Raw genomic sequence first — 24,236 nt, forward strand, 5'->3', positions numbered from 1 at the left:
GCGCGCTTTCTGAGGATTCCGGAAGCGGTCCCTCCAGCGGCCGCGACGGCGCCGCCGAGGAGCGGCAGCCGGCCGGGGAGCGGCGCCGAGGTTCGGAGCGACCCCTTCCTGATCGTACGTTCGGGCCCGGCGGATAGCATCCGGCCCATGGAGCCGCAGCTGAAGGACAGCGTCACGGACGGGATCGCCACCGTCGTCATCTCCAACCCCGCCAAACGCAACGCCATGAGCGTCGGCATGTGGCGCGCCCTGCCCGCCGTCCTGGAGCGGCTCGCCGCCGACCCGGCCGTCCGGGTGCTGGTCCTCACCGGCGAGGGCGACACCTTCTGCGCCGGGGCGGACATCTCGGCGCTGCGGGAGCCCGGGGACGAGCAGCAGGCCCTCTCGGTGCGGGCCGAGGAGGCGCTCGCGGCCTTCCCCAAGCCGACCGTCGCGGCGGTGCGGGGCTTCTGCGTCGGGGGCGGCAGCCAGCTCGCCGCCGCCTGCGACCTGCGCTTCGCCGAGGAGGGCGCCCGCTTCGGGATCACGCCCTCGAAGCTCGGCATCGTCTACGCCTCCTCCTCGACCCGCAGACTCACCGCCCTGGTCGGCCCCTCGACCGCCAAGTACCTTTTGTTCTCCGGCGAGTTGATGGAGGCGGAGCGGGCCCTGCGGACCGGCTTCGTGGACGAGCTGCACCCGGCGGGCGCGCTGGACAAGCGGGTGGCCGAGTTCGCCCGGCTGCTCGCCTCCCGCTCGCTGCTCACCCAGGCGGCGGCCAAGGAGTTCGCCGACGGCCGTCTGGACCGGGACGCCCACTGGGCGGAGCAGGCACGCGGCAGCGGCGACACCGCCGAGGGCGTCGCCGCCTTCCTGGAGCGCCGCGCGCCCCGCTTCACGTACGTGCTCTGAGTCAGCCCTGCGGCAGCGACTCGACGGGCCGGCCCCGCCAGTGCGCGACGATCGCCGCCGGGGCCTTCTCCGGCGAGCCCGCGTCGTACGGCGGCTGCGGGTCGTACTCGGTGAGGAGCTGGATCGTCTGGGCGGTCTCGTCCCCGGCGATCCGGCCGAGCAGGTGCAGCGCCATGTCGATGCCGGAGGAGACGCCGGCGGCCGTGACGTACTTGCCGTCGAGGACGACCCGCTCGCCGGTGGGCTCGACGCCCAGCGCCCGCAGTTCGTCGAAGGCGAGCCAGTGGGTGGTCGCCCGGCGGCCCTCCAGCAGGCCCGCCGAGGCGAGGATCAGCGAGCCGGTGCAGACGGAGGTGGTCCAGGTGCTGGTGGCGTCGGCGGTACGGAGCCAGTCGAGGATCTCCGGGTCGTCCATGGCGACCCGCGCGTCGGGGCCGCCGGGGACCAGGACGATGTCCGGGCTCGGGACCTCGGCGAGGCTCCGGTCGGCGACGAGCGCGAGGCTGCCCTGGTCGTTGCGGACCGGGCCGGCCTCCTTGGCCACGAAGACCGTCTCGGCACCGGGGAGCCGGGCGAGCAGCTCGTACGGGCCGACGGCGTCGAGGGTGGTGAAGCGGTCGTAGAGCAGGACGGCGATCTGCACGGGGGTTCCTCTCGGTGGGTGGGAACGGTGAGGACGGGACCGCCCGCCCGTGGATGCACGGGCGGAGGGCCGGTCCACGAAGGGACCGCCTCCGGACGGCGCCCGATCGGCCGCGGGGCCGACCGGCGCCGGCAGAAGGCCGACGACGGAACAGGCGGACGGTCAGGACAGGACCGCGTGGAAGCGGCGGCGGTACTCCGCGGGGCCGGTCGCCAGGGCTTTCAGGAAGGCGCGGCGCATGGCCTCGGGCGTGCCGTACCCGGAGGCGCGGGCGACCTCCTCGACCCCGTGCGAGGTCTCCTCCAGGAGGCGGCGGGCGTGTTCGAGCCGGACCCGGTCCACGTAGCGGCCGGGCGGGACGCCGGTCTCCGCGTGGAAGGCGCGGGCGAAGTGACGGGGCGAGAGCCGGGCGCGGGCGGCCAGCGCCTCGACGGAGAGGTCCGCCTCGGGGTGCTCGGTGATCCAGGCCTGGAGGTCCCGAAGCGGCTCCCGGCGGGCGGTCTGGGCGGCCAACTGGGCGCTGAACTGGGCCTGGTTGCCGGGGCGGCGCAGGAAGACGACCAGATGGCGGGCGACGGTGAGGGCGACGTCCCGGCCGAGGTCCTCCTCCACGAGGGCGAGGGCCAGGTCGATGCCGGCGGTGACCCCGGCGGAGGTGGCGAGCCGGCCGTCCCGGACGAAGATGGGGTCCGGGTCCACCTCGACCTCGGGGTGGCGGCGGGCGAGGTGGTCGCAGGCGATCCAGTGGGTCGTGGCCCGGTGTCCGTCGAGGAGTCCGGCCTCGGCGAGGAGCAGGGCGCCGGTGCAGACGGAGACCAGGCGTCCGGCCTTCGGGGCCTGGATGCGCAGCCAGTCGATCAGGGCCGGGTCGGGCGCGCGGGTGCCTTCGCCACCGGGGACGACGAGGGTGTGCGGAGCCCCGTCGGCGACGGCGGCGTCGAGGGAGGTGTCGGGGAGCAGCCGCAGTCCGCTGTGCGTGCGGACCGGTCCGCCGTCCAGGGAGGCCGTGCGGATCGGGTAGGCGGACGGGTCGCCGGCGGCGCGGCCGGCACCGGCGAACACCTCGACGGGGCCGGTGACGTCGAGGCTCTGGACGTCGTCGAAGAGGACGACGAGGACGGGGCGCTGCGTCATGGCTCCATCCTTGGCGGGTGCGGGGGCGTCCGCAACGACGGAGAGCCCACCTTTTCTGCCATCCCGCGCCCGCTCGCCCCCCTCCGGCCGTTTCCGTCGTACCGACCAGTCGGTAACGTTCCGCCCATGACGACTGCTCTTGCCCCGCGCGCGGGCCGCCAGTGCCACAACGCCCTCAATCCGATCCACTCCACGCTGTACTTCTCTCCGGACCTGGACCGGGAGTTCACCGCCCTCGGCTTCACCGACCGGAGCGCGATGCGGCTCGCCGCGCGGAGCGCCGCCCTCGGCGCGGTGGGCGCGGGCACGGTCGCCGCGACCTTCTACAACTACAACCACGCGTTCCTCTCCGGGCACCTCCCGGCCGTCTGGGAGACCGCCTCCCCCGCCGAGGTCCTGGACGCGCGGCTGCGCACCGCCGACGCCACCCTGCGGCGGCTGCTCGGCGACGACGTCGTCGCCTCCCCGGAGATGGCCGAGGCCGCGGAGCTCGCCCTGCGCGCCACCGAGGCCTGCACCCGGCACGCCCGGCCGCTCTACTCGGCCAACGCCGACCTGCCGGTGCCCGAGCAGCCCCACCTCGCCTACTGGTACGCCGCCACCCTGCTCCGCGAGCACCGCGGCGACGGCCACCTCTCGGCCCTGCTCGCCGCCGGCCTCGACCCCGTCGAGGCCCTCGCCTCCCACACCGCCACCGGCAAGGGGATGTCCCCGCGCTGGGTCCTCGGCACGCGCGGCTGGCGGAGCGCCGACTGGGAGGCGGCGAGGGAGCGGCTGCGCGAGCGCGGGCTCCTCGACGCCGAGGGCGAGCTGACGGAGGCGGGGACGGCCCTGCGCGCCGAGCTGGAGGAGCACACCGACCGGCTGGACTCCGCCCCGTACGAGCACCTCGGTGCCGCCGGGGTCGAGCGCCTCACCGAGCTGGGACGCGGCTTCCTGGTCGCGGCGGCCGGCGCGGGCGCCTTCCCGGCGGACCTGCTCGGCAAGGGCTGACCCGGCGGGACGGGGACGCGCGCGGGACGGGTCGGTTGCCGCATACGGGTGACCGACCCGGCAGAATGCACTCGCAAGCTTGAGGCACGAGAAGGCGAGTCGGGACACCGTGACGACGTCCATCGAAGCAAGGATCGCCGAGGAGCTCGGCGTACGCGAGCGACAGGTGAAGGCAGCCGTCGAGCTCCTCGACGGCGGTTCGACCGTGCCGTTCATCGCGCGCTACCGCAAGGAAGCGACCGAGATGCTCGACGATGCGCAGCTGCGCACCCTGGAGGAGCGGCTGCGCTACCTCCGCGAGCTGGAGGACCGCCGGTCGGCGATCCTCGACTCGGTGCGCGAGCAGGGCAAGCTGACGGCCGAGCTGGAGGCGAGCATCCGGGCCGCCGACACCAAGGCGCGCCTGGAGGACATCTACCTGCCCTTCAAGCCGAAGCGGCGGACGAAGGCCCAGATCGCCCGTGAGGCCGGTCTGGAGCCGCTGGCCGAGGGACTGCTCGCCGACCCGTCCGTCGAGCCCGCGGCCGCCGCCGCGGCCTTCGTGGACGGCGACAGGGGCGTCGCGGACGCCGCCGCGGCCCTGGAGGGCGCGCGGGCGATCCTCGCCGAGAAGTTCTCCGAGGACGCCGACCTCATCGGCGAGCTGCGCGAGCGCATGTGGGGCCGCGGACGGCTCGTGGCGAAGGTCCGCGAGGGGCGGGAGGAGGCCGGAGCGAAGTTCGCCGACTACTTCGACTTCGCCGAGCCCTTCACGGCGCTGCCCTCGCACCGGGTGCTCGCCATGCTGCGCGGCGAGAAGGAGGACGCCCTCAGCCTGGAGCTGGAGCCGGAGGAGCCCACGGAGGGACCCTCCTCGTACGAGGGGATCGTCGCGCACCGCTTCGGCGTCGCCGACCGCGGCCGCCCCGGGGACAAGTGGCTCCAGGACACGGTCCGCTGGGCCTGGCGGACCCGGATCCTGGTGCACCTCGGGATCGACCTGCGGCTGCGGCTGCGCACGGCCGCCGAGGACGAGGCGGTCCGGGTCTTCGCGGCGAACCTGCGGGACCTGCTGCTCGCCGCGCCGGCCGGCACCCGGGCGACGCTGGGGCTCGACCCCGGTTTCCGCACGGGCGTGAAGGTCGCCGTCGTCGACGCGACCGGCAAGGTCGTCGCCACCGACACGATCTACCCGCACGTCCCCGCCAACAAGTGGGACCAGGCCCTGGAGAAGCTGGCGCGGCTGGCGAAGGAGCACGCGGTCGAGCTGATCGCGATCGGCAACGGCACGGCCTCCCGCGAGACCGACAAGCTGGCGGCCGAGCTCCTCGCCCAGCACCCCGAGCTGAAGCTGACCAAGGTGATGGTCTCGGAGGCCGGCGCATCGGTCTACTCCGCCTCCGCCTTCGCCTCGCAGGAACTCCCGGGCCTCGACGTGTCGTTGCGCGGCGCCGTCTCCATCGCCCGGCGGCTCCAGGACCCGCTCGCCGAGCTGGTGAAGATCGACCCGAAGTCCATCGGCGTCGGCCAGTACCAGCACGACCTGGCCGAGGTGAAGCTCTCGCGCTCGCTCGACGCGGTGGTCGAGGACTGTGTGAACGGCGTCGGCGTGGACGTCAACACCGCCTCAGCGCCGCTGCTCTCGCGGGTCTCGGGCATCAGCTCCGGCCTCGCGGAGAACATCGTCGCGCACCGCGACGCCAACGGGCCCTTCCGCTCCCGCAAGGCGCTCAAGGACGTGGCCAGGCTCGGCCCGAAGGCGTACGAGCAGTGCGCGGGCTTCCTGCGCATCCGGGGCGGCGACGACCCGCTCGACGCCTCGGCGGTGCACCCGGAGGCGTATCCGGTGGTGCGCCGGATGGTGAAGGCGACCGGCGGGGAGGTCGCGGCGCTGATCGGCGACACGGGCACGCTGCGCTCGCTGCGGGCGGACGACTTCGTGGACGAGACCTTCGGCCTGCCGACGGTGACGGACATCCTGCGCGAGCTGGAGAAGCCGGGCCGTGACCCGCGTCCGGCGTTCCGCACGGCCACCTTCAAGGAGGGCGTCGAGAAGATCGGCGACCTGACGCCGGGGATGGTCCTGGAGGGCGTCGTCACCAACGTGGCCGCGTTCGGCGCGTTCGTGGACGTCGGCGTGCACCAGGACGGCCTGGTGCACGTGTCGGCGATGTCGAAGACCTTCGTCAAGGACCCGCGCGACGTGGTGAAGCCCGGTGACGTGGTCAAGGTGAAGGTCGTGGACGTGGACATCCCGCGCAAGCGGATCTCGCTGACGCTGCGGCTGGACGACGAGGCGGGCGCGGGCGGCCAGGGCGGTGCGCCCCGGCGTGACCGCGGCGAGCGGGGCGAGCGCGGGGACCGGGGCGAGCGTTCCGGCCGGCCGCCGCAGCAGCGTCAGGGCGGCGGCGGTCGCCGGGCCGAGGGCGGAAACCGCGGCGACCGCGGGGAGCGGGGCGGCCGGGACCGTTCGGCGGCGCCCGCGCCCGCGAACAGCGCGATGGCGGACGCCCTCCGCAAGGCCGGTCTGCTCGGCGAGGGCGGCGGCAAGCGCCGATAGACGCGCGGGCCGGACGGGGTGTCCGGCAGGCGGTCCGAGGCCGTTCACGCGCTCCCCGACAGGGGGCGCGCGGACGGCCCGCGTCCACCGGGCATCGGGCATCGGGCATCGGAACGGGGCGGCCCGTTCCGCCCGTGAAGCCCATGAGGCCCGTGCTCGCGAAGCCCGTGATCGCGAAGGCCTCGGGCGTCTCCGCCGCCGCGGTGAACCACGGCCCTGGTCCCGCTCGCCGGCACCTCGTACGCCGCCGGCCGCAGCGGCGCCGGCTGCGACGACCTCGGCCCCGTCTCCCAGGCCTGCGACGGCGACGCCGTCACCGAGGCGTCCGTCTCCGACGGCATCGGCAAGGCCGAGCTGCGCTGGTCGGCCACGTGCCAGGCCGCCTGGGTCCGCGTCAGCGACCCCTACGGCCCCGACAACCGGTGGGACCGCTACGGCCGCATCGAGAAGCACAACGGCCACGCCGGCCCGCTGGTCCGCAGCCCCTCCGTCACGATCCCGGACCCGGCGTCCGACTGGTCCGACGTGCTCGGCGGCAGCGGCTACCACTACCGCGTGTGCCTCAAGGACTCCGGCACGGGCGCCGTGGACCGCGGCGTCTACTGGTAGACCCCGACCTCCGCGACCTCCGCGACCGTACGAGAGGCCACGGCCCCACCGGGCCGTGGCCTCTTCGCGTGCGCCCCGCCTACGGCAGGAAGCGCAGCGCCCAGTCGGCGCGGTTGGCGACGGAGAGGTCGTCGTCCTCCGTCATGGGCTGGAGGAGACGACGGGCCGCCTTCGGGTCCGCCTGGACCAGGTCGACGATCTCGGCGGCCAGGCCGTCCTGGTCGTCCCCGAGGTCGACGGCGGAGGCGCGGACCAGGGCGGGGAGGACGTCCGGGCCGCCGAGGGCGGCGAGGACGCCGCCGAGGAGCTCCCGGGCGTAGGCGTTCCGCTCGGCGAGGGCCCGGTCCAGCTCCGCCTGGAGGCGCGGCAGGAGACCGGCGTCGCCCGAGGCGGCGATCTCGTCGGCGAGGTCGATCGTCTCGTCCACGTCCGCGTCCAGATCGTCCAGCATCTCGGTCAGCCGGGTCAGTAGGTCGGTCATCGTGCCTCCTGGAAAGCGCCGTCCACCAGAACGGGCACGGTCGTCGAGCTGTCGATCTCGGCGGCCACGGCCACGTCCTGCGGAAAGCCGTACTCGTACAGTTCACGGCCCGAGTCGCAGCCGTGCAAGGCGGCGACCGGGTCCTCGGTCGCCGCCCACAGCGTGGCCGCCGCGGTCGCCTCCGGGGTCGTTCGGGTGTGCGGGCCGCCGAAGGCGGAGAGCACCGCTCCCGCCCCCAGCAGGTCTTCGAGCTCCCGCGCGTACGCGGCGGCCGTGGCGTCGCGCCGACGGTACGGAAGGACGGCGGCGCCGCGCTCGACGGCGACGCCCACGGCGGTGGTGAAGGACGGCACGTCGACCACGACCACGCGGGGGCCCGCCGGAGCGAGGGCCCTCGCTCCGGCGGGCCCCCGGCCGAAGGAGACCGTCATCGCGGGGCCGGCCCGGAAAGGAGCGGCATCAGAGTTCGGTCACCTTGCCGGCGGCGACCTCGATGCGGCGGGTGGTGCGGACCGCGTCGAGCATGCGCCGGTCGTGGGTGACGAGCAGCAGCGTGCCGGTGTACGAGTCGAGGGCGGACTCCAGCTGCTCGATGGCCGGCAGGTCCAGGTGGTTGGTCGGCTCGTCGAGGACGAGCAGGTTCACGCCCCGGCCCTGGAGCAGGGCGAGCGCGGCGCGCGTCCGCTCGCCCGGGGAGAGCGTGGTGGCGGGCCGCAGCACGTGGACGGCCTTGAGGCCGAACTTGGCGAGCAGCGTGCGGACCTCGGCGGGCTCGGTGTCGGGCACGGCCGCGCAGAAGGCCTCCAGGAGCGTCTCCGTGCCGTGGAAGAGCTTCCGGGCCTGGTCGACCTCGCCGACGACGACGCCCGAGCCGAGGACCGAGTCGCCGGAGTCCAGCGGGAGACGGCCGAGGAGGGCGGCGAGCAGGGTCGACTTCCCGGCTCCGTTGGCGCCGGTGACGGCGACCCGGTCGGCCCAGTCGATCTGGAGGGTGACGGGGCCGAAGGCGAAGTCGCCGCGGCGCACCTCGGCCTCGCGCAGGGTCGCGACGACCGAGCCGGAGCGGGGCGCGGCGGCGATCTCCATGCGCAGCTCCCACTCCTTGCGGGGCTCGTCGACCACGTCGAGGCGCTCGATCATGCGCTGGGTCTGCCGGGCCTTCGCGGCCTGCTTCTCGCTGGCCTCGCCGCGCAGCTTCCGGCCGATCTTGTCGTTGTCGGAGGCCTTGCGGCGGGCGTTGCGGACGCCCTTGTCCATCCAGTTGCGCTGCATGAGGGCGCGCCCTTCGAGGGCGGCCTTCTTGTCGGCGTACTCCTCGTACTCCTCGCGCGCGTGGCGCCGGGCGGTGTCCCGCTCCTCCAGGTACGCCTCGTAGCCTCCGCCGTACAGGGTGATCTGCTGCTGGGCGAGGTCGAGTTCGAGGACCTTGGTGACGGTGCGGGTGAGGAACTCGCGGTCGTGGCTGACGACGACCGTCCCGGCGCGCAGCCCCTTCACGAAGGACTCCAGGCGCTCCAGGCCTTCGAGGTCGAGGTCGTTGGTGGGCTCGTCGAGCAGGAAGACGTCGTAGCGCGAGAGCAGCAGCGAGGCGAGGCCGGCGCGGGCGGCCTGGCCGCCGGAGAGGGCGGTCATCGGCTGGTCGAGGCCGACGGTGAGGCCGAGGGAGTCGGCGACCTCCTCGGCGCGCTCGTCGAGGTCGGCGCCGCCGAGGTTCAGCCAGCGCTCCAGGGTGACGGCGTACGCGTCGTCCGCGCCGGGCGTGCCGTCGACGAGGCCCTGGGTGGCCTCGTCCATGGCGGTCTGGGCGGCGGCGACGCCGGTGCGGCGGGCGAGGAACTCCCGCACGGTCTCCCCCGTGCGCCGCTCGGGCTCCTGCGGGAGGTGGCCGACGGCGGCGGTGGGCGGGGAGAGCCGCAGCTCGCCCTCCTCCGGGGTGTCGAGCCCGGCGAGCAGCCGCAGCAGGGTCGACTTCCCGGCTCCGTTGACGCCGACGAGGCCGATGACGTCACCGGGGGCGACGACGAGGTCGAGCCCGGCGAAGAGGGTGCGTTCGCCGTGGCCGGCGGCGAGGTCCTTGGCGACGAGGGTTGCAGTCATCAGGGAACGAATCCTAGGCGACGCTGCGACACGCCGGGGATTCGAGGAGCCTGAGCAGGACGGACCGGTAGGTGGCGCCGTGGAAGCGGTACGGCCCGACGCCGGGGTAGCCCTCGCGGACGGGGTCCGCGGCGGTGCCGGTCTGCCAGGCGAAGTCGCGCCAGACGACGTCCCCGCCCTCGCGGGCGACGACGGCGGTGACCGCGCCGCAGCCGGGGTCCTCGCAGTCGGGGCAGGAGTGGATCACCCGGCGGGTGCCGTCGGCCAGGAGGAGGCGGTGGGCGTGCTCGGGGCGGACGGTGGGCGGGAGGTCCGCCGCGAGGGGCGAGACGGAGTCGAAGCCGTCGGTCTCGTCGAGCCGGTGGAGCAGCGGCCTGCCGTCGACGAGGAAGTCGTGGTGGTGGGGGTCGCCGCCCGACGGGGTGGCGGGGACGAGGTCGAAGGACGTGTACGGGACCGGCATGACTCGAGTATTTCCGCCTTCCGTGGCCGCACCGTCCCGGAAATGTCCCGGTCCCGGTACGGTCCCGGGCATGACGAGCGACGTGATCGTGGTGGGGGGCGGGGTCGTCGGCCTGGCGACGGCGACGAGGCTGGCGGAGCGCGGGCTGCGGGTCCGGATCCGGTCCCGGGACGCCGTGACGGGAACGACCTCGGCGGTGGCGGGCGCCCTGTGGTGGCCGTACCGGATCGAGCCTGCGGCCGAGGTCGGGGCCTGGGCGCTCGCCTCCCTGCGGGTGTACGAGGAGCTGGCCGTCGATCCGGAGCGCAGCGGGGTCCGGTGGGTGTCCGGGGTCCACGCGGGCACGGTCCTCGACGGGCTCGGTCCGTGGGCGAAGGAGGTCGAGGGGCTGCGGCAGTTGGCGCCGGAGGAGGTGCCGGGGCCGTACCGGACGGGGCTCGCGGCGCGTCTTCCGCTGATCGACATGCCGGTCCACCTGGCCTTCCTGCGCGGCCGGTTCGAGGCGATGGGCGGGATCTTCGAGGAGCGCCGGGTCGACGGCTTCGAGGAGGCGGCGGCGCTGGCCCCGGTGGTGGTCGACTGCACGGGGCTCGCGGCGCGGGAGCTCGTGCCGGATCCCGGGGTGCGGCCGGTGCGGGGGCAGTTGGTGCTGGTGGAGAACCCGGGGATCGAGGAGTGGTTCACGGCGGCGGACGAGTCGGCGGGCGAGACCACGTACTACTTCCCCCACGCCGACCGGCTGGTGCTCGGCGGGACGGCGGAGGAGGGCGACGAGCGGCTCGCTCCGGATCCGGCGACGGCGGCGGCGATCGTGGCGCGGTGCGCGCGGGTGCGGCCGGAGATAGCGGGGGCCCGGGTCCTGGGGCACCTGGTGGGTCTGCGGCCCGCGCGGACCGGCGGGGTGCGGATCGAGGCGGTGCCGCTGCCGGGCGGCGGGCGGCTCGTCCACCACTACGGCCACGGCGGCGCGGGGGTGACGGTGGCCTGGGGCTGCGCGGAGCGGGCGGCGGAGCTGGCCGTCGGCTGAGGGACGGCGCGGGGTCCGGGCCGGAACGACCGCGGGGCGGTCGCCTCCTTTCGGATGGCGACCGCCCCGCGTCGTGCACTACTTCCAGAGCGGCGGCTTGTTGTTCCGCTCCGCGTCGATGCACTGCTGGGCCCTGCGCTCCAGGGCGTCGGCGCGGGCGAAGGCCCTGCGGGCCTCCTCCCTGGCGCCGAGGCGCTTGAGCTGGTTGCCCCGGTCGCGCTCCTTGTGGGCGTCCGCCCGCAGCTGGGCGACGTTGCAGGTGATGGGCTTGGCGGCGGCCGGCCCGGCGGTCGCCGTCTGTCCGAGCAGCACGCCCCCGGCGAGCAGCGTGGTGGCGAGCAGAGCCGTGAGCGCACGGCGTGCGGGCTTGGTGTGGCGCATGATGGTTCTCCAACTTCAGGGCCGTGGGGCCCTGTTCGAGGCATGGTCAGTACCGACCAGTAACTTTACCTCGGCAAACACCCGGATCGCGCGACGCCGGGCCGGGGTCACCCGATCGTCAACACTCCTCCACAGGACTCCCACTGACGAGGTGATAGGCGGCCCGCGCGTCCAGCAGCAGCGGGACGAGCGCGCGCTGCGACTGGCGCAGCGGCACGAACGCCCCGGCGCCCTCCGCCCGTACGGTCACGCCGTGCAGGGCGAGTTCGTCGCCCGCCTCGGCGTACTGGGCGGCGTCCAGGCGGTAGCCGCAGGGCGGATCGGCGAGGATCTCCTCCGGCTCGGCCGGATCGTTGTCGGCGCCGCCGAGGTAGACCGGACCCCGGTCGGCGAAGCCGGCGCGCCGCGCGAGGGCGGTGGCCGCCGTGAGCGGCCCGCGCCGCTCGTCGAGATAGGCGAAGGCCCCTTCCAGCGCGGCGTGGTGGGTGGCGACGCGGCGCCGGTGGTTGAGGGACGGATCGTCCTTCTCCGCCTGGTCGAGGGCGTCCACCCGGGTCTCGACGAGCAGCCCGGCGGAGTGCTTGACGCCGGCCGTGTTGCGCAGGATCCGCTCCTGGCCGTCACCGGCGACCTGCTTGACCGGCTCGCCGGTGAGGGGGTCGGTCCAGATGCCGTAGATGCCGCTGCTGTGACCGGCGAGCCCGGCGGCGGGCCGGACGTAGGACTCCGAGAGCGTCCGGGACTCGTCGTGGACGTGCGGGTCGGCGTCGAGGCTGCGGGGCCAGAGGGCGAGCAGGTCCTTGTCGTAGTAGCGGGGGGTGGCGCCGTACTCGTGGAGGTCGTACACGAGGGCGGGCTTCCGGTCGCGGACGACGGCGGCGATCGCGCGTGCCTCGGCGGTCCGCAGGGCGAGGTGATCGCGGTTGACGTCGACCCCGTCGCCGTTGCCCCGGGTGTCGGCCTCCCGGCCGTCGGGGTTGGCGGTGGGGACCACCAGGAGGGTGGTGCGGGCGAGGAAGCGCCGGGTCTCCCGGTCCTGCGCGTACGCGAGGTCGCGCACCGTGCTCAGACAGGCCTCCCGGCCCGCCGGCTCGTCGCCGTGCTGGCTGCAGACGAGCAGCACGGTGGTGCCCGCGTGACCCGCGCCGACGGTGGCCAGCCGCAGCGGGCGGCCCTGGCCGGTGGTGCCGATCTCGCGCAGCGACACCCGGTCGCTGCCCCGGTCGACCGCCGCGAGGAACTCGCCCTCCTCGGCCTCGGTCGTCCACCGGGCGCCCAGGCTCTCCTCGAACCCGGTGCGCGGGAGGGGCTTCGCGGGCGCGCTGTCCGCCGCCTTGGCGGGGACGGTGACGAGCGGCAGGGCGAGGACGGCGGCACCCACCACGAGGGCGAACGACCGCCGGGAACTCCGGTACCTGGTCGGGGAATTCATCGGGCCTCCTCCACGCCGGGCAGACGCGGTCCGGTGACGGCCACCGGCGGGACGGAACCGCTCAGGGACGGGCCCGCCGTGGGCCGGGGCACGGCCGGGACCGCTCCCGTCGTCGCCCGCTCGAACGCCCCGGCGCCGCCGACGAGGGGCACCTTCGCCCAGGTGCGGGCGAGGTCGAGGGTGAGGGTCGGGGTGGTCGACGGGGGATCGAGGAGGTCCTTGTCGGTGCCGCCCACGATCAGGGCGAGCCGGTGGCCGGCCGGGACGACGTGGTCGGCCGGGGCGAGGTCGAGGGTGAGGGTGTACGCCCTTCCGGGGGTCAGCGGGCGCTCCCGGCGCGGGTCGGCCCAGGTGCCGAGGTCGGCCCAGCCGCGGCTGACGACCGTGTACGCCACGTCCGCCGTACGGGCCGCGGTCTCATTGAAGCAGGCGCTGTCGCCCGGTGTGCTCGCGCCCCAGCAGGTGCGGTCGGTGAGGGTGGTGATGCCCTCGCCGGCCGCCGCGTAGTCCCGGATGGTGTCGGGGCCGAGGTCGACGAGGACGGCGGAGAGGTGCGCGGTGGAGGTGGTCGGGGTCGCGGTGACCGTCACCTCGGAGGAGCCGGAGATCCGCAGGTCCCGGGAGAGCGGGCGGGTGACGAAGCCGGCCTTCTCGGGGGTCGTGCCGTCGATCCGGGCGGCCCAGTCCAGCTCGCCCAGGCCCGGGTCGTCGGTGAAGGTCGCGGTGGAGCCGGGGGCGGCGGGCGCGCGGCCGAGGACGCCCGGGCCCGAGGCGGGGCCGGGGGCGGGGCGCAGGGTGGTGGTCGTCGCGGCGCGCGCCGGCCACTGCCGGTCGGTGGCCCAGACGTCCGGGGCGCGCTCGACGTCCGCGACCGGCTCGCGGTCGACGCCGTTGTCGTAGCCGAGGAGGTAGTGGTCGAACCAGCGGTGCAGGGTGCGGACCCAGTCGGCGCGCCGGAAGTCGAAGGGGTCGACGTGGCCGGTCTGGGAGAGCCAGATCTTCCGCTCGACGCCGTGGGCGGCGAGCGCGTCCCACCACCGGCCGAAGTGACCGGTGCGGACGTTGAGGTCCTGCTGTCCGTGGACGACGAAGACGCTGGCCCTGACCTTGCCGGCGTCCTTCACGTAGTCGCGCTCGGTCCAGGCCGGGGTCCAGTCGCCGCTGTAGGGGGTGCCCGCGGTGACCCGGTCCTGGACGGCGCCGCAGCGGCCCTGCGCCTCGGGGCTGTTCACGTACTCGGAGAGCCAGCTCGGGTTGGCGTCGTAGAGCGGGGCGCCCTGCGAGTGGAAGTAGTCGTACCAGGAGGAGATCGCGGCGATCGGGACGATCGTTTTCAGCCCTTCCACGCCGGTGGCGGCGACGCCGTTGGCGATGGTGCCGTCCCAGCTCTTGCCGATCATGCCGACGTTCCCGGTGCTCCAGGCGGTGGCGCGGGCCGGGGTCCCGCCGGTGCGGGAGGTGTAGCCGCGGGCGCGGCCGTTCAGCCAGTCGACGACGGCCTTCGCGGACCGGACGTCGGAGCGTCCGCCGACGTCGTCGCAGCCGTCGGAGCGGTTGGTGCCGGCGAGGTCGACGGCGACGAAGGCGTAGCCGCGGGGGACGAAGTAGTTGTCGTAGAAGAGCGGGAGCTGGACGGGGTCGCCGTCGGCGTCGTAGGTCTTCTTCTGGCCCTCGTTGCCGCGTCCGCAGCAGGAGTAGTACGGGCTGGCGTCCATGATGACCGGGACCTTCCGGCCGGCCGCCGCGGGCTCGCGGGGGCGCACGATGTCGACGGCGACCCGGTCGGCGCGTCCGTCGCCGTCGCCGTCGAGGCCGGTGTCGACCCAGACGGACTCGCGGACGGCGTCGGCGTACGAGTGGACGGGCCGGGACTCGCGCGGGAAGGACGACACCGGTTCCGGCCGGGCGCCGGCGGGGGTGACCAGGGTCGCGAACAGGGCGGCCGTGGCCGCGGACACGAGGGTTCCGTACGTCAGTCGGGCTCCGCGGGTTCTCCGCTTTCGCATCGGCATGCGCCGGAACGTACCCCGGTCAACTCCCGGACAAAAGAGTGCCGGAGGCATTCGGGTGCGATTCGGGTGGCGCACGGTACATGTCGGCCGAATGGCGATCGTGTGACAGGGGGTCCTCTGGACGTGACGGTGCGTCGGGGGGCTGAATAAGGTCCGAACTAAGGACCGACGACCACCCGCGCGTCTTACGTTTCTTATGACTTGGGGAGCACCCGTGCACCGCAGACTCATCGTTCCGAGCGCCCTGGCGGCCTCTCTGTTGCTGGCGATCCCGGCATCGGCGGCCTCTTTCACCCCCGGCGCCCCGGGCATCGGCGACTCCTACTACCCCGCCAGCGGCAACGGCGGCTACGACGTCTCCCATTACGACCTGCGCCTGAAGTACCAGCCGGCGACGGACCTCCTGGAGGGCACGGCGACGATCCTCGCCACCACCAGGCAGGACCTGTCCCGCTTCAACCTCGACCTCGGCCTGAAGGTCAGTGAGATCCGGGTGAACGGACGCCCGGCGAAGTTCGCCACCTCGGGCGACCACGAGCTGGAGGTCACCCCGGCGTCCCCGCTGGCGAAGAACACGCCGATCTCGGTGGTCGTCCGCTACGCGGGCAAGCCCTCCGAGTTCAAGATCGACGGCTGGTCGGCCTGGGCCCGCACCCCGGACGGCGGCGTCGCCGCGCAGGAGCCGGACTCGGCGGTCTGGTGGTTCCCGTCCAACGACCACCCGTTGGACAAGGCCACCTTCGACGTCTCGGTGCTCGTGCCGGACGGCCACCAGGCCATCAGCAACGGCGTGCTGCAGTCGCAGTCCTCCCGGCTCGGCTGGACCCGCTTCAACTGGCGCTCCAACAAGCCGCAGGCGACCTACCTGGCGACGCTGGCCGTCGGCAGGTTCGACATCACGACGGACAGGACCGCGAACGGGCTGCCCGTCCTCAACGCGTACAGCAAGGACCTCGGCGACAACGCGGGCGCGGCGCGCGCCTCGATCGAGCGCACGACCGAGGTGGCGGAGTGGCTGGAGTCGGTCTTCGGGCCGTACCCCTTCAACGCCCTGGGCGGCTACGTGCCGAACGTGACCAGCGGTTTCGCCCTGGAGACGCAGACCCGTCCGTTCTACAGCCCGCGCCAGTTCGCCAACGGCGCGAACGTGTCGGTGGTCGTCCACGAGCTGGCGCACCAGTGGTACGGCGACAGCGTGTCCGTCGCCGACTGGAAGGACATCTGGGTCAACGAGGGCTTCGCCCGCTACAGCCAGTGGCTGTGGTCGGAGAAGGAGGGCGAGGGAACGGCCCAGGAGCTGGCGGACTACGTGTACGCCTCCCGGGCGGCCGACGACCCGTTCTGGACGGTGAAGCCGGGTGACCCGGGCGCCGAGAACCAGTTCCACGGCGCCGTGTACGACCGGGGGGCGCTGGCGCTCCAGGCCCTGCGCAACGAGATCGGCGACGAGGACTTCTTCGCGATCCTGAAGGGCTGGCCGCAGGAGCACGCGTACGGCAACGCGCACGTCTCGGACTTCGTCCGGTACGCGGAGCGCGTCTCCGGCAAGCCGCTGGCCGCGCTCTTCGACACCTGGCTCTACCAGCCGTCGAAGCCGGCCGCCACGGCGGCCGCCACGGCCGGCCTGTCCGCCCCCGCGGCGGCGCCGTCGGCCCGCTCCGCCGCGAAGCCGGCGAAGCCCGTGCAGCCGAAGTCGTGGAAGAAGATCGCGGAGACGAACACGATCCACGAGAACGGCGGCCACGGGGGCCACGCGGGTCACTGACCCGGAGCCTGCCGACCGGCTCCGGCGGGCCGGTCGGCGCCCGGGCCGCGCGCTTCGGTCCGGGGGCCTGCGGTGCGCGGGTCTGCGGTGCGCGGGTCTGCGGTGCGCGGGCCGATCCGTGAACCCGCTCCGTGAACCCGATCCGTGAACCCGATCCGCGGGCCCCGGGTCCCTCGGGAGGCCGTCCGTCAGCGCGTCGCGCGGCGGGCGGCCTCTCGGGCCTTCCTGGCCATCGGCAGGTAGCGCAGGCGCTCGGGCAGGGCCGGGACCACGGCCCGGACGACCCGGGCGAACCGGCGCAGGGTGCGCTCCTGCGCGTCCGTCCACTCCAGGCCGATGGCCTCCCGGGCGTCCGGCGGCATCAGCCCGACGGTGAGGAAGGCACGCAGCCGCAGGAAGGGGCGGCGGAGGACGGGCCACAGGAGGCGGAGGGCGAGCCTCAGCGGCAGCGGGCCCCGGTCCGGGGCGGGCAGCGGCAGGTCGGTGTCAAGCAGCTCCCGTACGACGGTGGTGGCCTCGATCTCCTCGGCCAGGACCTTCCGGTAGTACGGCCAGAACGCCTCGATCGTCTGCGGCATGTCCCGGTCGTGGATGCCGAGGACCCGCCCGACCTGGAGCCACTCGGCGTACAGCTGCCGCTCCTGCGCCTCGGTGAGGGGGCGGGCGAGGAGGCGGAGCCCGTGCCGGTAGATCGGGAAGCCGGTCGCGTGCACCCAGGAGTAGTAGGCCGGGGTGAGGGCGTGGTAGCGGCGGCCGTGGGCGTCGGTGCCCTGGATGGTCCGGTGCAGCTCCCGGAGCCGGCGGCCCTCTCCGGCGGCCTCCTCACCGCCGTAGATCCACAGCTGGAGCGAGCGCAGGGAGCGCTCCCCGCGGCCCCAGGGGTCGGTGCGGAAGACGGAGTGGTCGTCGACGCCGGCGCCGATCGCGGGGTGGGCGACCTGGAGGGTGAGGGCGGCGGGCAGCATCAGGAGCGCCCGGACGTCCCCCGCGACGCTCCACAGCACTCCGCCGACGGGCGGCGGCGCGGGGTCGTGACCGGCCGGGGCGCGGTCGAGCGGCTTCACACGTTCCATCGCCTTCTCCTCATGTGTCCAGGCTGCACCCATGACGAAGGGGCCGTCACGCGGGCGCTGCGGCCCTGGTGACGGCCCCTTCCGGGAAGTACGGGGTCAGGCGCGGTCGGCACCGACCGGCTCGCCGACGATGCGGGCGGCGAGGGCGTGGGCCCAGGCGTCGACGTCGGCGTTGAGCTCGCGCTCGGCGGCGGCGCGCTCCTCGGCGATCTTGGCGGCACCGGCGGCGAGGATCGCGTCGCGCTCGGCCTGGCCCTCGGCGCGGGCGGCGGCGATGGCGGCCGAGCCCTCCTCGGTGGCCCGGGAGCGGATGCGCGCGGCCTCGTGGCGGGCCTCGGCGAGCTCCGCCTCGTACTGCTCGCGGATGGCGGTGGCCTCGGCGCGCAGGTCGTCGGCGCGGCCGGTGCCGCCCTCGATGGCGTCGTCACGCTCGTCGAGGGTGCGCTTGATCTTCGGAAGGATGCCCTTCGCCAGGATCAGGAAGGTGAGCCCGAACAACACCAGACCGAGGATGAGCTCGGCCCAGACGGGGTTGAGCGGACCGAGGTCCATCTTGAAGACAGTGGAGTTCGTCGCGAGGGTCATGCGCGCATTCTACCTGCTCCAAAACACGCCAAATCAGGCACCCGGGCGAGAGTTGGCGTGATCTTGCAGGCTCGGCAATATTCCCGGCACCCAGAGGCTACCGGAAGGTAACCACGGCTGATTGTATGTGCGGCGCCAGTCCAACCCCCCACGCAATCATGGGAGTTCACGTGTCGTTCGCCGCGCTCCGCCGCACCCCCGGCGCCGCCCTTTCCCTCGCGCTCGCCGCCGCCACCCTGGTGACGGCCGCCCCGGCCGCGACCGCCGCCTCCACCGGGGCGCCCCGGCTGAAGGTGCTCACGTACAACACGTTCCTGTTCTCCAAGACCCTGTACCCGAACTGGGGACAGGACCACCGGGCCAAGGCGATCCCCGCCGCCCCCTTCTTCCAGGGGCAGGACGTCGTCGTGCTCCAGGAGGCCTTCGACAACTCCGCCTCGGACGCCCTCAAGGCGAACGCCGCCGCGCAGTACCCGTACCAGACCCCCGTCGTCGGCCGCGGCAAGACCGGTTGGGACGCCACCGGAGGGGCCTACTCCTCGACCACGCCGGAGGACGGCGGGGTGACGATCCTCAGCAAGTGGCCGATCGTCCGCAAGGAGCAGTACGTCTACAAGGACGCCTGCGGCGCCGACTGGTACTCGAACAAGGGCTTCGCCTACACGGTGCTCGACGTGAACGGCACCCGCGTGCACGTCGTCGGCACCCACGCGCAGTCCACCGACCCGGGCTGCTCGGCGGGCGAGGCGGCGCAGATGCGCAGCCGGCAGTTCAAGACGATCGACGCCTTCCTCGACGCGAAGAACATCCCGGCGAACGAGCAGGTGATCGTCGCCGGCGACATGAACGTCGACTCGCACACCCCCGAGTACGGCACGATGCTCGCCGACGCGGACCTGGCGCCGGCCGACGCCCGCACCGGCCACCCGTACTCCTTCGACACCCAGCTGAACTCGATCGCGTCCTACCGCTACCCGACCGACCCGCGCGAGGACCTCGACTACGTCCTCTACCGGTCCGGGAACGCCCGGCCCGCCGGCTGGACCAACAACGTGGTCCTGGAGCAGAGCGCGCCGTGGACGGTCTCCAGCTGGGGCACGCAGTACACCTACACCAACCTCTCCGACCACTACCCCGTCACCGGCTTCTGACCGGAGCGGCCCCTCAGTAGCGGTACTGCCCGAAGAGGCCGTACAGCCAGGCGCCGAGCACCGCGACGACGCAGAGCAGGACGAACCAGGAACCGGGGCTGGTGTGCCGCTCCCGACGGGGGCGACGGCCGGGCCGGGCGGCACGAGCCGTCCGGCCCGGCTTCCCCTTCCCCCTCCCCCGCTCCCCCGGCCTTCCGGCGCGGGACGGCCCCGGCGCGGGCTCGGCGGCCGCGGCGACCTCGGCGAGCAGCCGGCGGCAGACGGTCGCGAGCTCCGCCGTCCCGGCCGTCAGGTCGACGACCACCTCCGTACGGGCCGGGGCGGTCGTCCCCCCGTCCAGGATCCGACCGGCCCGCAGCAGGGCCCGGTCCTTCCCCCCGGTCGGGGCGAGGCTGATCCACCGGCGCACGTGCTCGCCCCGGATCACCACACCGCCGCCCCGCTCCCGGTAGACGGTGTGCTCCCGCCACAGGACCCCGGCCAACTCGTCGGCCTTCTCCCTGAGTTGCGCGTACATCTGACTCCCCTGTTCCCGATCCCCCGATTCGAACAGCCGCCGACTCTAGCCCGCCCGCCCGAACACCCCCACGACGCCCCGCCCCGGCGCCCGTTACCCGCCGAAGTCGTACACGGTGACCGGTATCCCCCGGGTCGTCAGCCGCCCCCGGACCAGCGGCTCCACGCGGTCCCAGGTGCCACCGGCGAGTCCGCAGCCGATCCGGGGCATGTGGACCGAGGCCCCCAGCTCGACGGCCTTGTCCGCCAGCAGGCCGAGGGCCGCGTCGATCGCCTCGTACCGCACGGGGACGCCACCGCTCCGGCCGGCGCGGATCCCCCGCTGACCCACCAGGTTCGCCACCCAGAGGTACGGCGAGACCTGGACGAACTGGGCCGCGCCGAGCCCGAAGTCGTTGCCCGCCCGCTCCCGGTGCCAGCGCCGGTAGGCCGCCTCCGGCTCCGGCCAGCGGCGCGAGACGGCGAGCACGAAGCCCTTGCCCCAGCCGCCCAGGTCGTTGCAGACGTGGGCGATGATCCGGACGCCCTTCCCCCGGGGCGCGGTGGCGTCCCCTCGTACGTACTCGATCACGGTCATGGGGTCACCGTAGGAGGCGGCACCGACAACGGGGCGGCCCGCGTGTCAACCATGGTTGACACGCGCCGGGTGTCAACCTACATTGACGGCATGACCGATGCGACCGATCTCGCCGCACGGGCCGGCGACCGCGACCCCCGGGTCGGGCTGCGGGCCGTCTCCGCCCTGCGGCGACTGCTGGAACAGCTGGAGGCCGTCCAGGTGCGCAGCGCGCGCAACCACGGATGGTCGTGGCAGGAGATCGCGACCGAGCTGGGTGTCAGCCGGCAGGCCGTCCACAAGAAGTACGGGAGGCAGTGATGTTCGAACGGTTCACGAAGGCCGCGCGCGCCACGGTGAAGGGGGCGACCGCCCACGCGGAACGCGGCGGCGCGGCCGTCGTCACCCCGGAGCACCTCCTCCTGGCCCTCCTCGACCGCGAGGACACCCGCGCGGCGGCGGTGCTCGGGCGGCTGTGCCCGCCGGAGCGCCGCCCGTCCCTCCTCTCCGCGCTCTCCGACGCGCGGCGCCGGGCCGGACTGTCCCGGGCGGACGCGGAGGCCCTGGCCGGCCTCGGCATCGACGTCGGCGCGATCGTCGAGCGCGTCGAGGAGACCCACGGCGCGGGCGCGCTGTCCGGCGACCGCAAGGACACCGGGTGGTGGTCGGGCCGCCTCACCTTCTCCCGCGAGGCGAAGACCGTCCTGGAGAAGTCGCTCCGCACGGCCCTGGCCCGCAAGGACCGCGAGATCGGCGACGAGCACCTCCTCCTGGCCCTCACCCTCCTCGGCGGCGTCGTCTCCGAGGCGCTGGCCGACCAGGGCGTCACCTTCGCCTCCGTCGACACGGCCCTGTCCTCCCCGGCACCCCTCTGATCCTCCGGCCACGGCGTCCGGCGGGCCGGGATCTTCACGGCCGGCTCCGCAGGGCTTTTACAGCAGTGGTGAGACAGCAATACTGTTGAACCATGGAGGACGCGAGCGACGACGACCTGGTGCCCACCTTCACCGTGGACGAGCTGGCCGCGCGGGCCGGGGTCACGGTGCGGACCGTGCGGTTCTACGGGACCCGGGGGCTGCTGCCGCCGCCCGTCATCGGGGCTCGGCGGGTCGGGCGTTACGGGGCCGACCACCTGTCGCGGCTCGCGCTGATCGAGGAGCTCCAGCGGCAGGGCATGACGCTGGCCGCGATCGAGCGGTATCTCGGACAGTTGCCGGACGACCTGAGCGCGCAGGACCTCGCCATCCACCGGGCCCTCGTGGCCTCGTGGGCGCCGGAGTCCGCCGAGACGATCACCCGGCGCGAGCTGGAGCGGCGGGCCGGGCGGGCGCTGACCGGGCGGGACGTGGACCGGCTGGCCGCGATGGGCGTGCTCGACCGGACCGACGAGGACGACACGTACCGCCTCGACGGGGCGCTGCTGCGGCTCGGGGTCGAGCTGCTCGACGTGCCCATCGAGCACGAGACGATCCTCGCCTCCCGGACCGTGCTCCTGGAGCACGCCCGCGCGGCCGCGCAGGAGCTCTCCCGGCTCTTCCGGGACGAGGTGTGGAGCCCGTACCGGGAGAGCGGAGAGGACCCGGACCACCTGAGCGCGATGAAGTCGCTCTCGGCGCACATGCAGCCGATGGTGGTCCAGGCCCTCCTCACCGCTTTCCAGCGCTCACTGAGCGAGGAGTTGCGGAGCGCCTTCAGGAGTCGGTGAAGGTCTCGCCCCGTTCGGCCTTCTCCACCAGGAGGGCCGGCGGGGCGAAGCGCTCGCCGTACGTCTCCGCCAGCTCGCGCGCGCGGGCTACGAAGCCGGCCACGCCGCCCTCGTAGCCGTTGACGTACTGGAGGATGCCGCCGGTCCAGGCCGGGAAGCCGATGCCCATGATGGAGCCGATGTTGGCGTCGGCGACGGAGGTCAGGACGCCCTCCTCCAGGAGCCGGACGGTGTCCAGGGCCTCGGAGAACAGCATCCGCTCCTGCATGTCGCGGAACGGGATCTCGTACCCGGGCTTGGTGAAGTGCTCGCGCAGCCCCGGCCAGAGCTTGCCGCGCTTGCCGTCCTCGCCGTACTCGTAGAAGCCCGCGCCGCCGCTGCGGCCGGGGCGGCCGAACTCGTCGACCATGCGGTCGATGACGGCCTCGCCCGGGTGCGTGACCCAGGTGCCGCCCTCCTCCTCGACCGCCTTCTTCGTCTCGTTGCGGATCTTGCGCGGGAGGGTGAGGGTCAGCTCGTCCATGAGGGAGAGGACCTTCGCCGGGTAGCCGGCCTGGGCGGCGGCCTGCTCGATCGAGGCGGGCTCGATGCCCTCGCCGACCATGGCGACGCCCTCGTTGATGAAGTGGCCGATCACCCGCGAGGTGAAGAAGCCGCGCGAGTCGTTGACGACGATCGGCGTCTTGTTGATCTGCCGGACCAGGTCGAAGGCGCGGGCCAGTGCCTCGTCGCCGGTCCGCTCGCCCTTGATGATCTCGACGAGCGGCATCTTGTCGACGGGCGAGAAGAAGTGCAGGCCGATGAAGTCGTCCTGCCGCTCGACGCCCTCGGCGAGGACCGAGATGGGCAGGGTGGAGGTGTTGGAGCACAGGAGGGCGTCGGGGGCGACGACGTGCTCGATCTCCTGGAAGACCTTGTGCTTGAGCGCGGTGTCCTCGAAGACCGCCTCGATGACCGCGTCGCAGCCGGCCAGGTCCGCCACGTCGGCGGTGGGCGTGATGCGGGCGAGGAGGGCGTCGGCCTTCTCCTGGGTGGTGCGGCCCCGGGAGACCGCCTTGGCGCAGAGCTTCTCGGAGTAGCCCTTGCCCTTGGCGGCGGACTCGGCGGAGACGTCCTTGAGGACGACCTCGATGCCGGCGCGGGCGCAGGAGTACGCGATGCCGGCGCCCATCATGCCGGCGCCGAGGACGGCGACCTTGCGGACCTGACGCTTCTCCACGTCCTTCGGGCGGCTCGCGCCCGAGTTCACCGCCTGGAGGTCGAAGAAGAACGCCTGGATCATGTTCTTCGCGGTCTGGCCGATGACCAGCTCGGTGAAGTAGCGGCTCTCGATGGTCAGGGCGGTCTCGAAGTCGACCTGGGAGCCCTCGACGGCGGCGGCCATGATGGCCTTCGGCGCCGGGTAGGGAGCGCCGTTCAGCTGCTTGCGCAGGTTGGCCGGGAAGGCCGGCAGGTTGGCGGCGAACTTCGGGTTCGACGGGGTGCCGCCGGGGATGCGGTGGCCCGGGACGTCCCAGGGCTGCTGGGACTCCGGGTGCGTGTCGATGAAGGCGATGGCCTTGGCCATCATCTCCTCGGGGGTGGCGGCGATCTCGTGGACGAGGCCGTTGTCCAGGGCGCGCTTCGGGGCGTACTGGGTGCCCTGGAGCAGCACCTTGAGGAGGGCGTCGGTGATGCCCATGAGGCGCACGGTGCGGGCGACGCCGCCACCGCCCGGGAGCAGGCCGAGGGTGACCTCGGGCAGGCCGATCTTGGAGCCGGGCGCGTCGAGGGCGACGCGGTGGTGGGAGGCGAGGGCGATCTCGTAGCCGCCGCCGAGCGCGGCGCCGTTGATCGCGGCGACGACCGGCTTGCCGAGGGTCTCGATGCGGCGCAGCGCGTTCTTGATCTCGATCGCGCTGTCGAAGATGTCCTGGGCGTGCTCGGGGCCCGCCTGGATCATGTCCTTGAGGTCGCCGCCCGCGAAGAAGGTCTTCTTCGCGGAGGTGTAGATGATGCCGCGGATGGAGTCCTTCTCGGCCTCCACGCGGTCGGCGATCGCCTTGATCGAGGCCCGGAAGGCCTGGTTCATGGTGTTGGCGGACTGGTTGGGGTCGTCGAGGACGAGGGTGACGATCCCGGTCTCGTCCTGCTCCCAGCGGATGGTGGTGCTCTCGCTCATGACTGCTGCTTCTCCGTGAGTA

Annotated in this window: 24 protein-coding genes; 10 read left to right on the plus strand and 14 right to left on the minus strand. The window is 73.7% G+C overall.

Annotated elements, in window-relative coordinates; genetic code table 11:
- Nucleotides 1-147: 147 nt before the first annotated feature.
- On the plus strand, nt 148-891 hold the full coding sequence (locus ACFYUZ_RS19620; RefSeq protein WP_389310838.1) for an enoyl-CoA hydratase/isomerase family protein: 744 nt from the start codon (nt 148-150) through the stop codon (nt 889-891).
- A 1-nt stretch (nt 892) separates the two neighbouring features.
- Here ACFYUZ_RS19620 and ACFYUZ_RS19625 read toward each other — a convergent pair whose 3' ends face one another.
- Nucleotides 893-1,534, minus strand: a complete 642-nt coding sequence (locus ACFYUZ_RS19625) for a DJ-1/PfpI family protein (RefSeq protein ID WP_389310840.1) — start codon at nt 1,532-1,534, stop codon at nt 893-895.
- Between the two features lie 162 nt (nt 1,535-1,696).
- The gene (locus ACFYUZ_RS19630) at nt 1,697-2,668 is read right to left on the minus strand and encodes a GlxA family transcriptional regulator (protein WP_389310842.1); all 972 of its coding nucleotides are present in this window, start codon (nt 2,666-2,668) and stop codon (nt 1,697-1,699) included.
- A 126-nt stretch (nt 2,669-2,794) separates the two neighbouring features.
- On the opposite strand from ACFYUZ_RS19630, the gene ACFYUZ_RS19635 reads away from it, so the two are divergent.
- The 3 genes from ACFYUZ_RS19635 (at nt 2,795) to ACFYUZ_RS19645 (ending at nt 6,809) form a co-directional block, all read left to right on the plus strand.
- The gene (locus ACFYUZ_RS19635) at nt 2,795-3,661 is read left to right on the plus strand and encodes a hypothetical protein (protein ID WP_389310844.1); all 867 of its coding nucleotides are present in this window, start codon (nt 2,795-2,797) and stop codon (nt 3,659-3,661) included.
- A 109-nt stretch (nt 3,662-3,770) separates the two neighbouring features.
- Nucleotides 3,771-6,200: a Tex family protein gene (locus ACFYUZ_RS19640; RefSeq protein WP_389310846.1), complete on the plus strand. Its 2,430-nt coding sequence runs from the start codon at nt 3,771-3,773 to the stop codon at nt 6,198-6,200.
- A 216-nt stretch (nt 6,201-6,416) separates the two neighbouring features.
- Nucleotides 6,417-6,809, plus strand: a complete 393-nt coding sequence (locus ACFYUZ_RS19645) for a DUF2690 domain-containing protein (protein ID WP_389311020.1) — start codon at nt 6,417-6,419, stop codon at nt 6,807-6,809.
- Nucleotides 6,810-6,888: 79 nt separating this feature from the next.
- Here ACFYUZ_RS19645 and ACFYUZ_RS19650 read toward each other — a convergent pair whose 3' ends face one another.
- The 4 genes from ACFYUZ_RS19650 to ACFYUZ_RS19665 are packed head-to-tail and all read right to left on the minus strand — an operon-like array spanning nt 6,889 to nt 9,850.
- Nucleotides 6,889-7,290, minus strand: coding sequence for a hypothetical protein (locus tag ACFYUZ_RS19650; RefSeq protein ID WP_389310848.1), 402 nt, complete (start codon nt 7,288-7,290; stop codon nt 6,889-6,891).
- Complete coding sequence (locus ACFYUZ_RS19655; RefSeq protein WP_389310850.1) at nt 7,287-7,721, minus strand: 2-phosphosulfolactate phosphatase; 435 nt, start codon at nt 7,719-7,721, stop codon at nt 7,287-7,289. The genes ACFYUZ_RS19650 and ACFYUZ_RS19655 overlap by 4 nt, the downstream gene beginning before the upstream one ends.
- A gap of 28 nt (nt 7,722-7,749) precedes the next feature.
- Nucleotides 7,750-9,387 (minus strand): ABC-F family ATP-binding cassette domain-containing protein, encoded by a 1,638-nt coding sequence (locus ACFYUZ_RS19660; RefSeq protein WP_389310852.1) that lies wholly within the window; start codon nt 9,385-9,387, stop codon nt 7,750-7,752.
- A gap of 13 nt (nt 9,388-9,400) precedes the next feature.
- Nucleotides 9,401-9,850, minus strand: coding sequence for a hypothetical protein (locus ACFYUZ_RS19665; protein ID WP_389310854.1), 450 nt, complete (start codon nt 9,848-9,850; stop codon nt 9,401-9,403).
- Nucleotides 9,851-9,920: 70 nt separating this feature from the next.
- On the opposite strand from ACFYUZ_RS19665, the gene ACFYUZ_RS19670 reads away from it, so the two are divergent.
- The gene (locus tag ACFYUZ_RS19670) at nt 9,921-10,877 is read left to right on the plus strand and encodes an FAD-dependent oxidoreductase (RefSeq protein WP_389310856.1); all 957 of its coding nucleotides are present in this window, start codon (nt 9,921-9,923) and stop codon (nt 10,875-10,877) included.
- A gap of 78 nt (nt 10,878-10,955) precedes the next feature.
- On the opposite strand, the gene ACFYUZ_RS19675 is transcribed toward ACFYUZ_RS19670, so the two are convergent.
- The 3 genes from ACFYUZ_RS19675 to ACFYUZ_RS19685 form a co-directional block, all read right to left on the minus strand.
- Nucleotides 10,956-11,258, minus strand: a complete 303-nt coding sequence (locus ACFYUZ_RS19675) for a hypothetical protein (RefSeq protein WP_389310858.1) — start codon at nt 11,256-11,258, stop codon at nt 10,956-10,958.
- Nucleotides 11,259-11,376: 118 nt separating this feature from the next.
- Nucleotides 11,377-12,690, minus strand: coding sequence for a M14 family metallocarboxypeptidase (locus ACFYUZ_RS19680; protein WP_389310860.1), 1,314 nt, complete (start codon nt 12,688-12,690; stop codon nt 11,377-11,379).
- Nucleotides 12,687-14,702 carry a Xaa-Pro dipeptidyl-peptidase gene (locus ACFYUZ_RS19685; RefSeq protein WP_389310861.1) on the minus strand — a complete coding sequence of 672 codons (2,016 nt, stop codon included), beginning with the start codon at nt 14,700-14,702 and terminating at the stop codon, nt 12,687-12,689. Before ACFYUZ_RS19685 ends, ACFYUZ_RS19680 begins: the two co-directional genes overlap by 4 nt.
- A 214-nt stretch (nt 14,703-14,916) precedes the next feature.
- On the opposite strand from ACFYUZ_RS19685, the gene ACFYUZ_RS19690 reads away from it, so the two are divergent.
- Complete coding sequence (locus tag ACFYUZ_RS19690; protein ID WP_389310863.1) at nt 14,917-16,467, plus strand: M1 family metallopeptidase; 1,551 nt, start codon at nt 14,917-14,919, stop codon at nt 16,465-16,467.
- Between the two features lie 188 nt (nt 16,468-16,655).
- Here ACFYUZ_RS19690 and ACFYUZ_RS19695 read toward each other — a convergent pair whose 3' ends face one another.
- Both ACFYUZ_RS19695 and ACFYUZ_RS19700 read right to left on the minus strand, forming a co-directional pair.
- Nucleotides 16,656-17,540, minus strand: coding sequence for an oxygenase MpaB family protein (locus ACFYUZ_RS19695; protein ID WP_389310865.1), 885 nt, complete (start codon nt 17,538-17,540; stop codon nt 16,656-16,658).
- 96 nt (nt 17,541-17,636) lie between these two features.
- Nucleotides 17,637-18,125: a hypothetical protein gene (locus ACFYUZ_RS19700; RefSeq protein WP_389310867.1), complete on the minus strand. Its 489-nt coding sequence runs from the start codon at nt 18,123-18,125 to the stop codon at nt 17,637-17,639.
- A gap of 158 nt (nt 18,126-18,283) precedes the next feature.
- Here ACFYUZ_RS19700 and sph point away from each other — a divergent pair, with 158 nt between their 5' ends.
- Nucleotides 18,284-19,276 (plus strand): sphingomyelin phosphodiesterase, encoded by a 993-nt coding sequence (sph, locus tag ACFYUZ_RS19705; RefSeq protein WP_389310869.1) that lies wholly within the window; start codon nt 18,284-18,286, stop codon nt 19,274-19,276.
- Nucleotides 19,277-19,289: 13 nt separating this feature from the next.
- Here sph and ACFYUZ_RS19710 read toward each other — a convergent pair whose 3' ends face one another.
- Complete coding sequence (locus ACFYUZ_RS19710; protein WP_389310871.1) at nt 19,290-19,793, minus strand: hypothetical protein; 504 nt, start codon at nt 19,791-19,793, stop codon at nt 19,290-19,292.
- A gap of 93 nt (nt 19,794-19,886) precedes the next feature.
- The gene (locus ACFYUZ_RS19715) at nt 19,887-20,369 is read right to left on the minus strand and encodes a macro domain-containing protein (protein ID WP_389310873.1); all 483 of its coding nucleotides are present in this window, start codon (nt 20,367-20,369) and stop codon (nt 19,887-19,889) included.
- 90 nt (nt 20,370-20,459) lie between these two features.
- Here ACFYUZ_RS19715 and ACFYUZ_RS19720 point away from each other — a divergent pair, with 90 nt between their 5' ends.
- From ACFYUZ_RS19720 to ACFYUZ_RS19730, 3 genes are all read left to right on the plus strand, one after another.
- Complete coding sequence (locus tag ACFYUZ_RS19720; RefSeq protein ID WP_116165222.1) at nt 20,460-20,669, plus strand: helix-turn-helix domain-containing protein; 210 nt, start codon at nt 20,460-20,462, stop codon at nt 20,667-20,669.
- Entirely contained in the window at nt 20,669-21,223 is a 555-nt protein-coding gene (locus tag ACFYUZ_RS19725; RefSeq protein WP_389310874.1) for a Clp protease N-terminal domain-containing protein, read from the plus strand. The genes ACFYUZ_RS19720 and ACFYUZ_RS19725 overlap by 1 nt, the downstream gene beginning before the upstream one ends.
- A 92-nt stretch (nt 21,224-21,315) precedes the next feature.
- Entirely contained in the window at nt 21,316-22,053 is a 738-nt protein-coding gene (locus ACFYUZ_RS19730) for a MerR family transcriptional regulator (RefSeq protein WP_389310876.1), read from the plus strand.
- Here ACFYUZ_RS19730 and ACFYUZ_RS19735 read toward each other — a convergent pair.
- Nucleotides 22,040-24,214, minus strand: coding sequence for a 3-hydroxyacyl-CoA dehydrogenase NAD-binding domain-containing protein (locus ACFYUZ_RS19735; protein WP_389310878.1), 2,175 nt, complete (start codon nt 24,212-24,214; stop codon nt 22,040-22,042). The two genes, ACFYUZ_RS19730 and ACFYUZ_RS19735, sit on opposite strands and share 14 nt — an antisense overlap.
- Nucleotides 24,215-24,236 lie beyond the last annotated feature (22 nt).

Origin of the sequence: Streptomyces sp. NPDC004266 (genome assembly GCF_042874095.1) — a bacterium.
Lineage (GTDB): Bacteria > Actinomycetota > Actinomycetes > Streptomycetales > Streptomycetaceae > Streptomyces.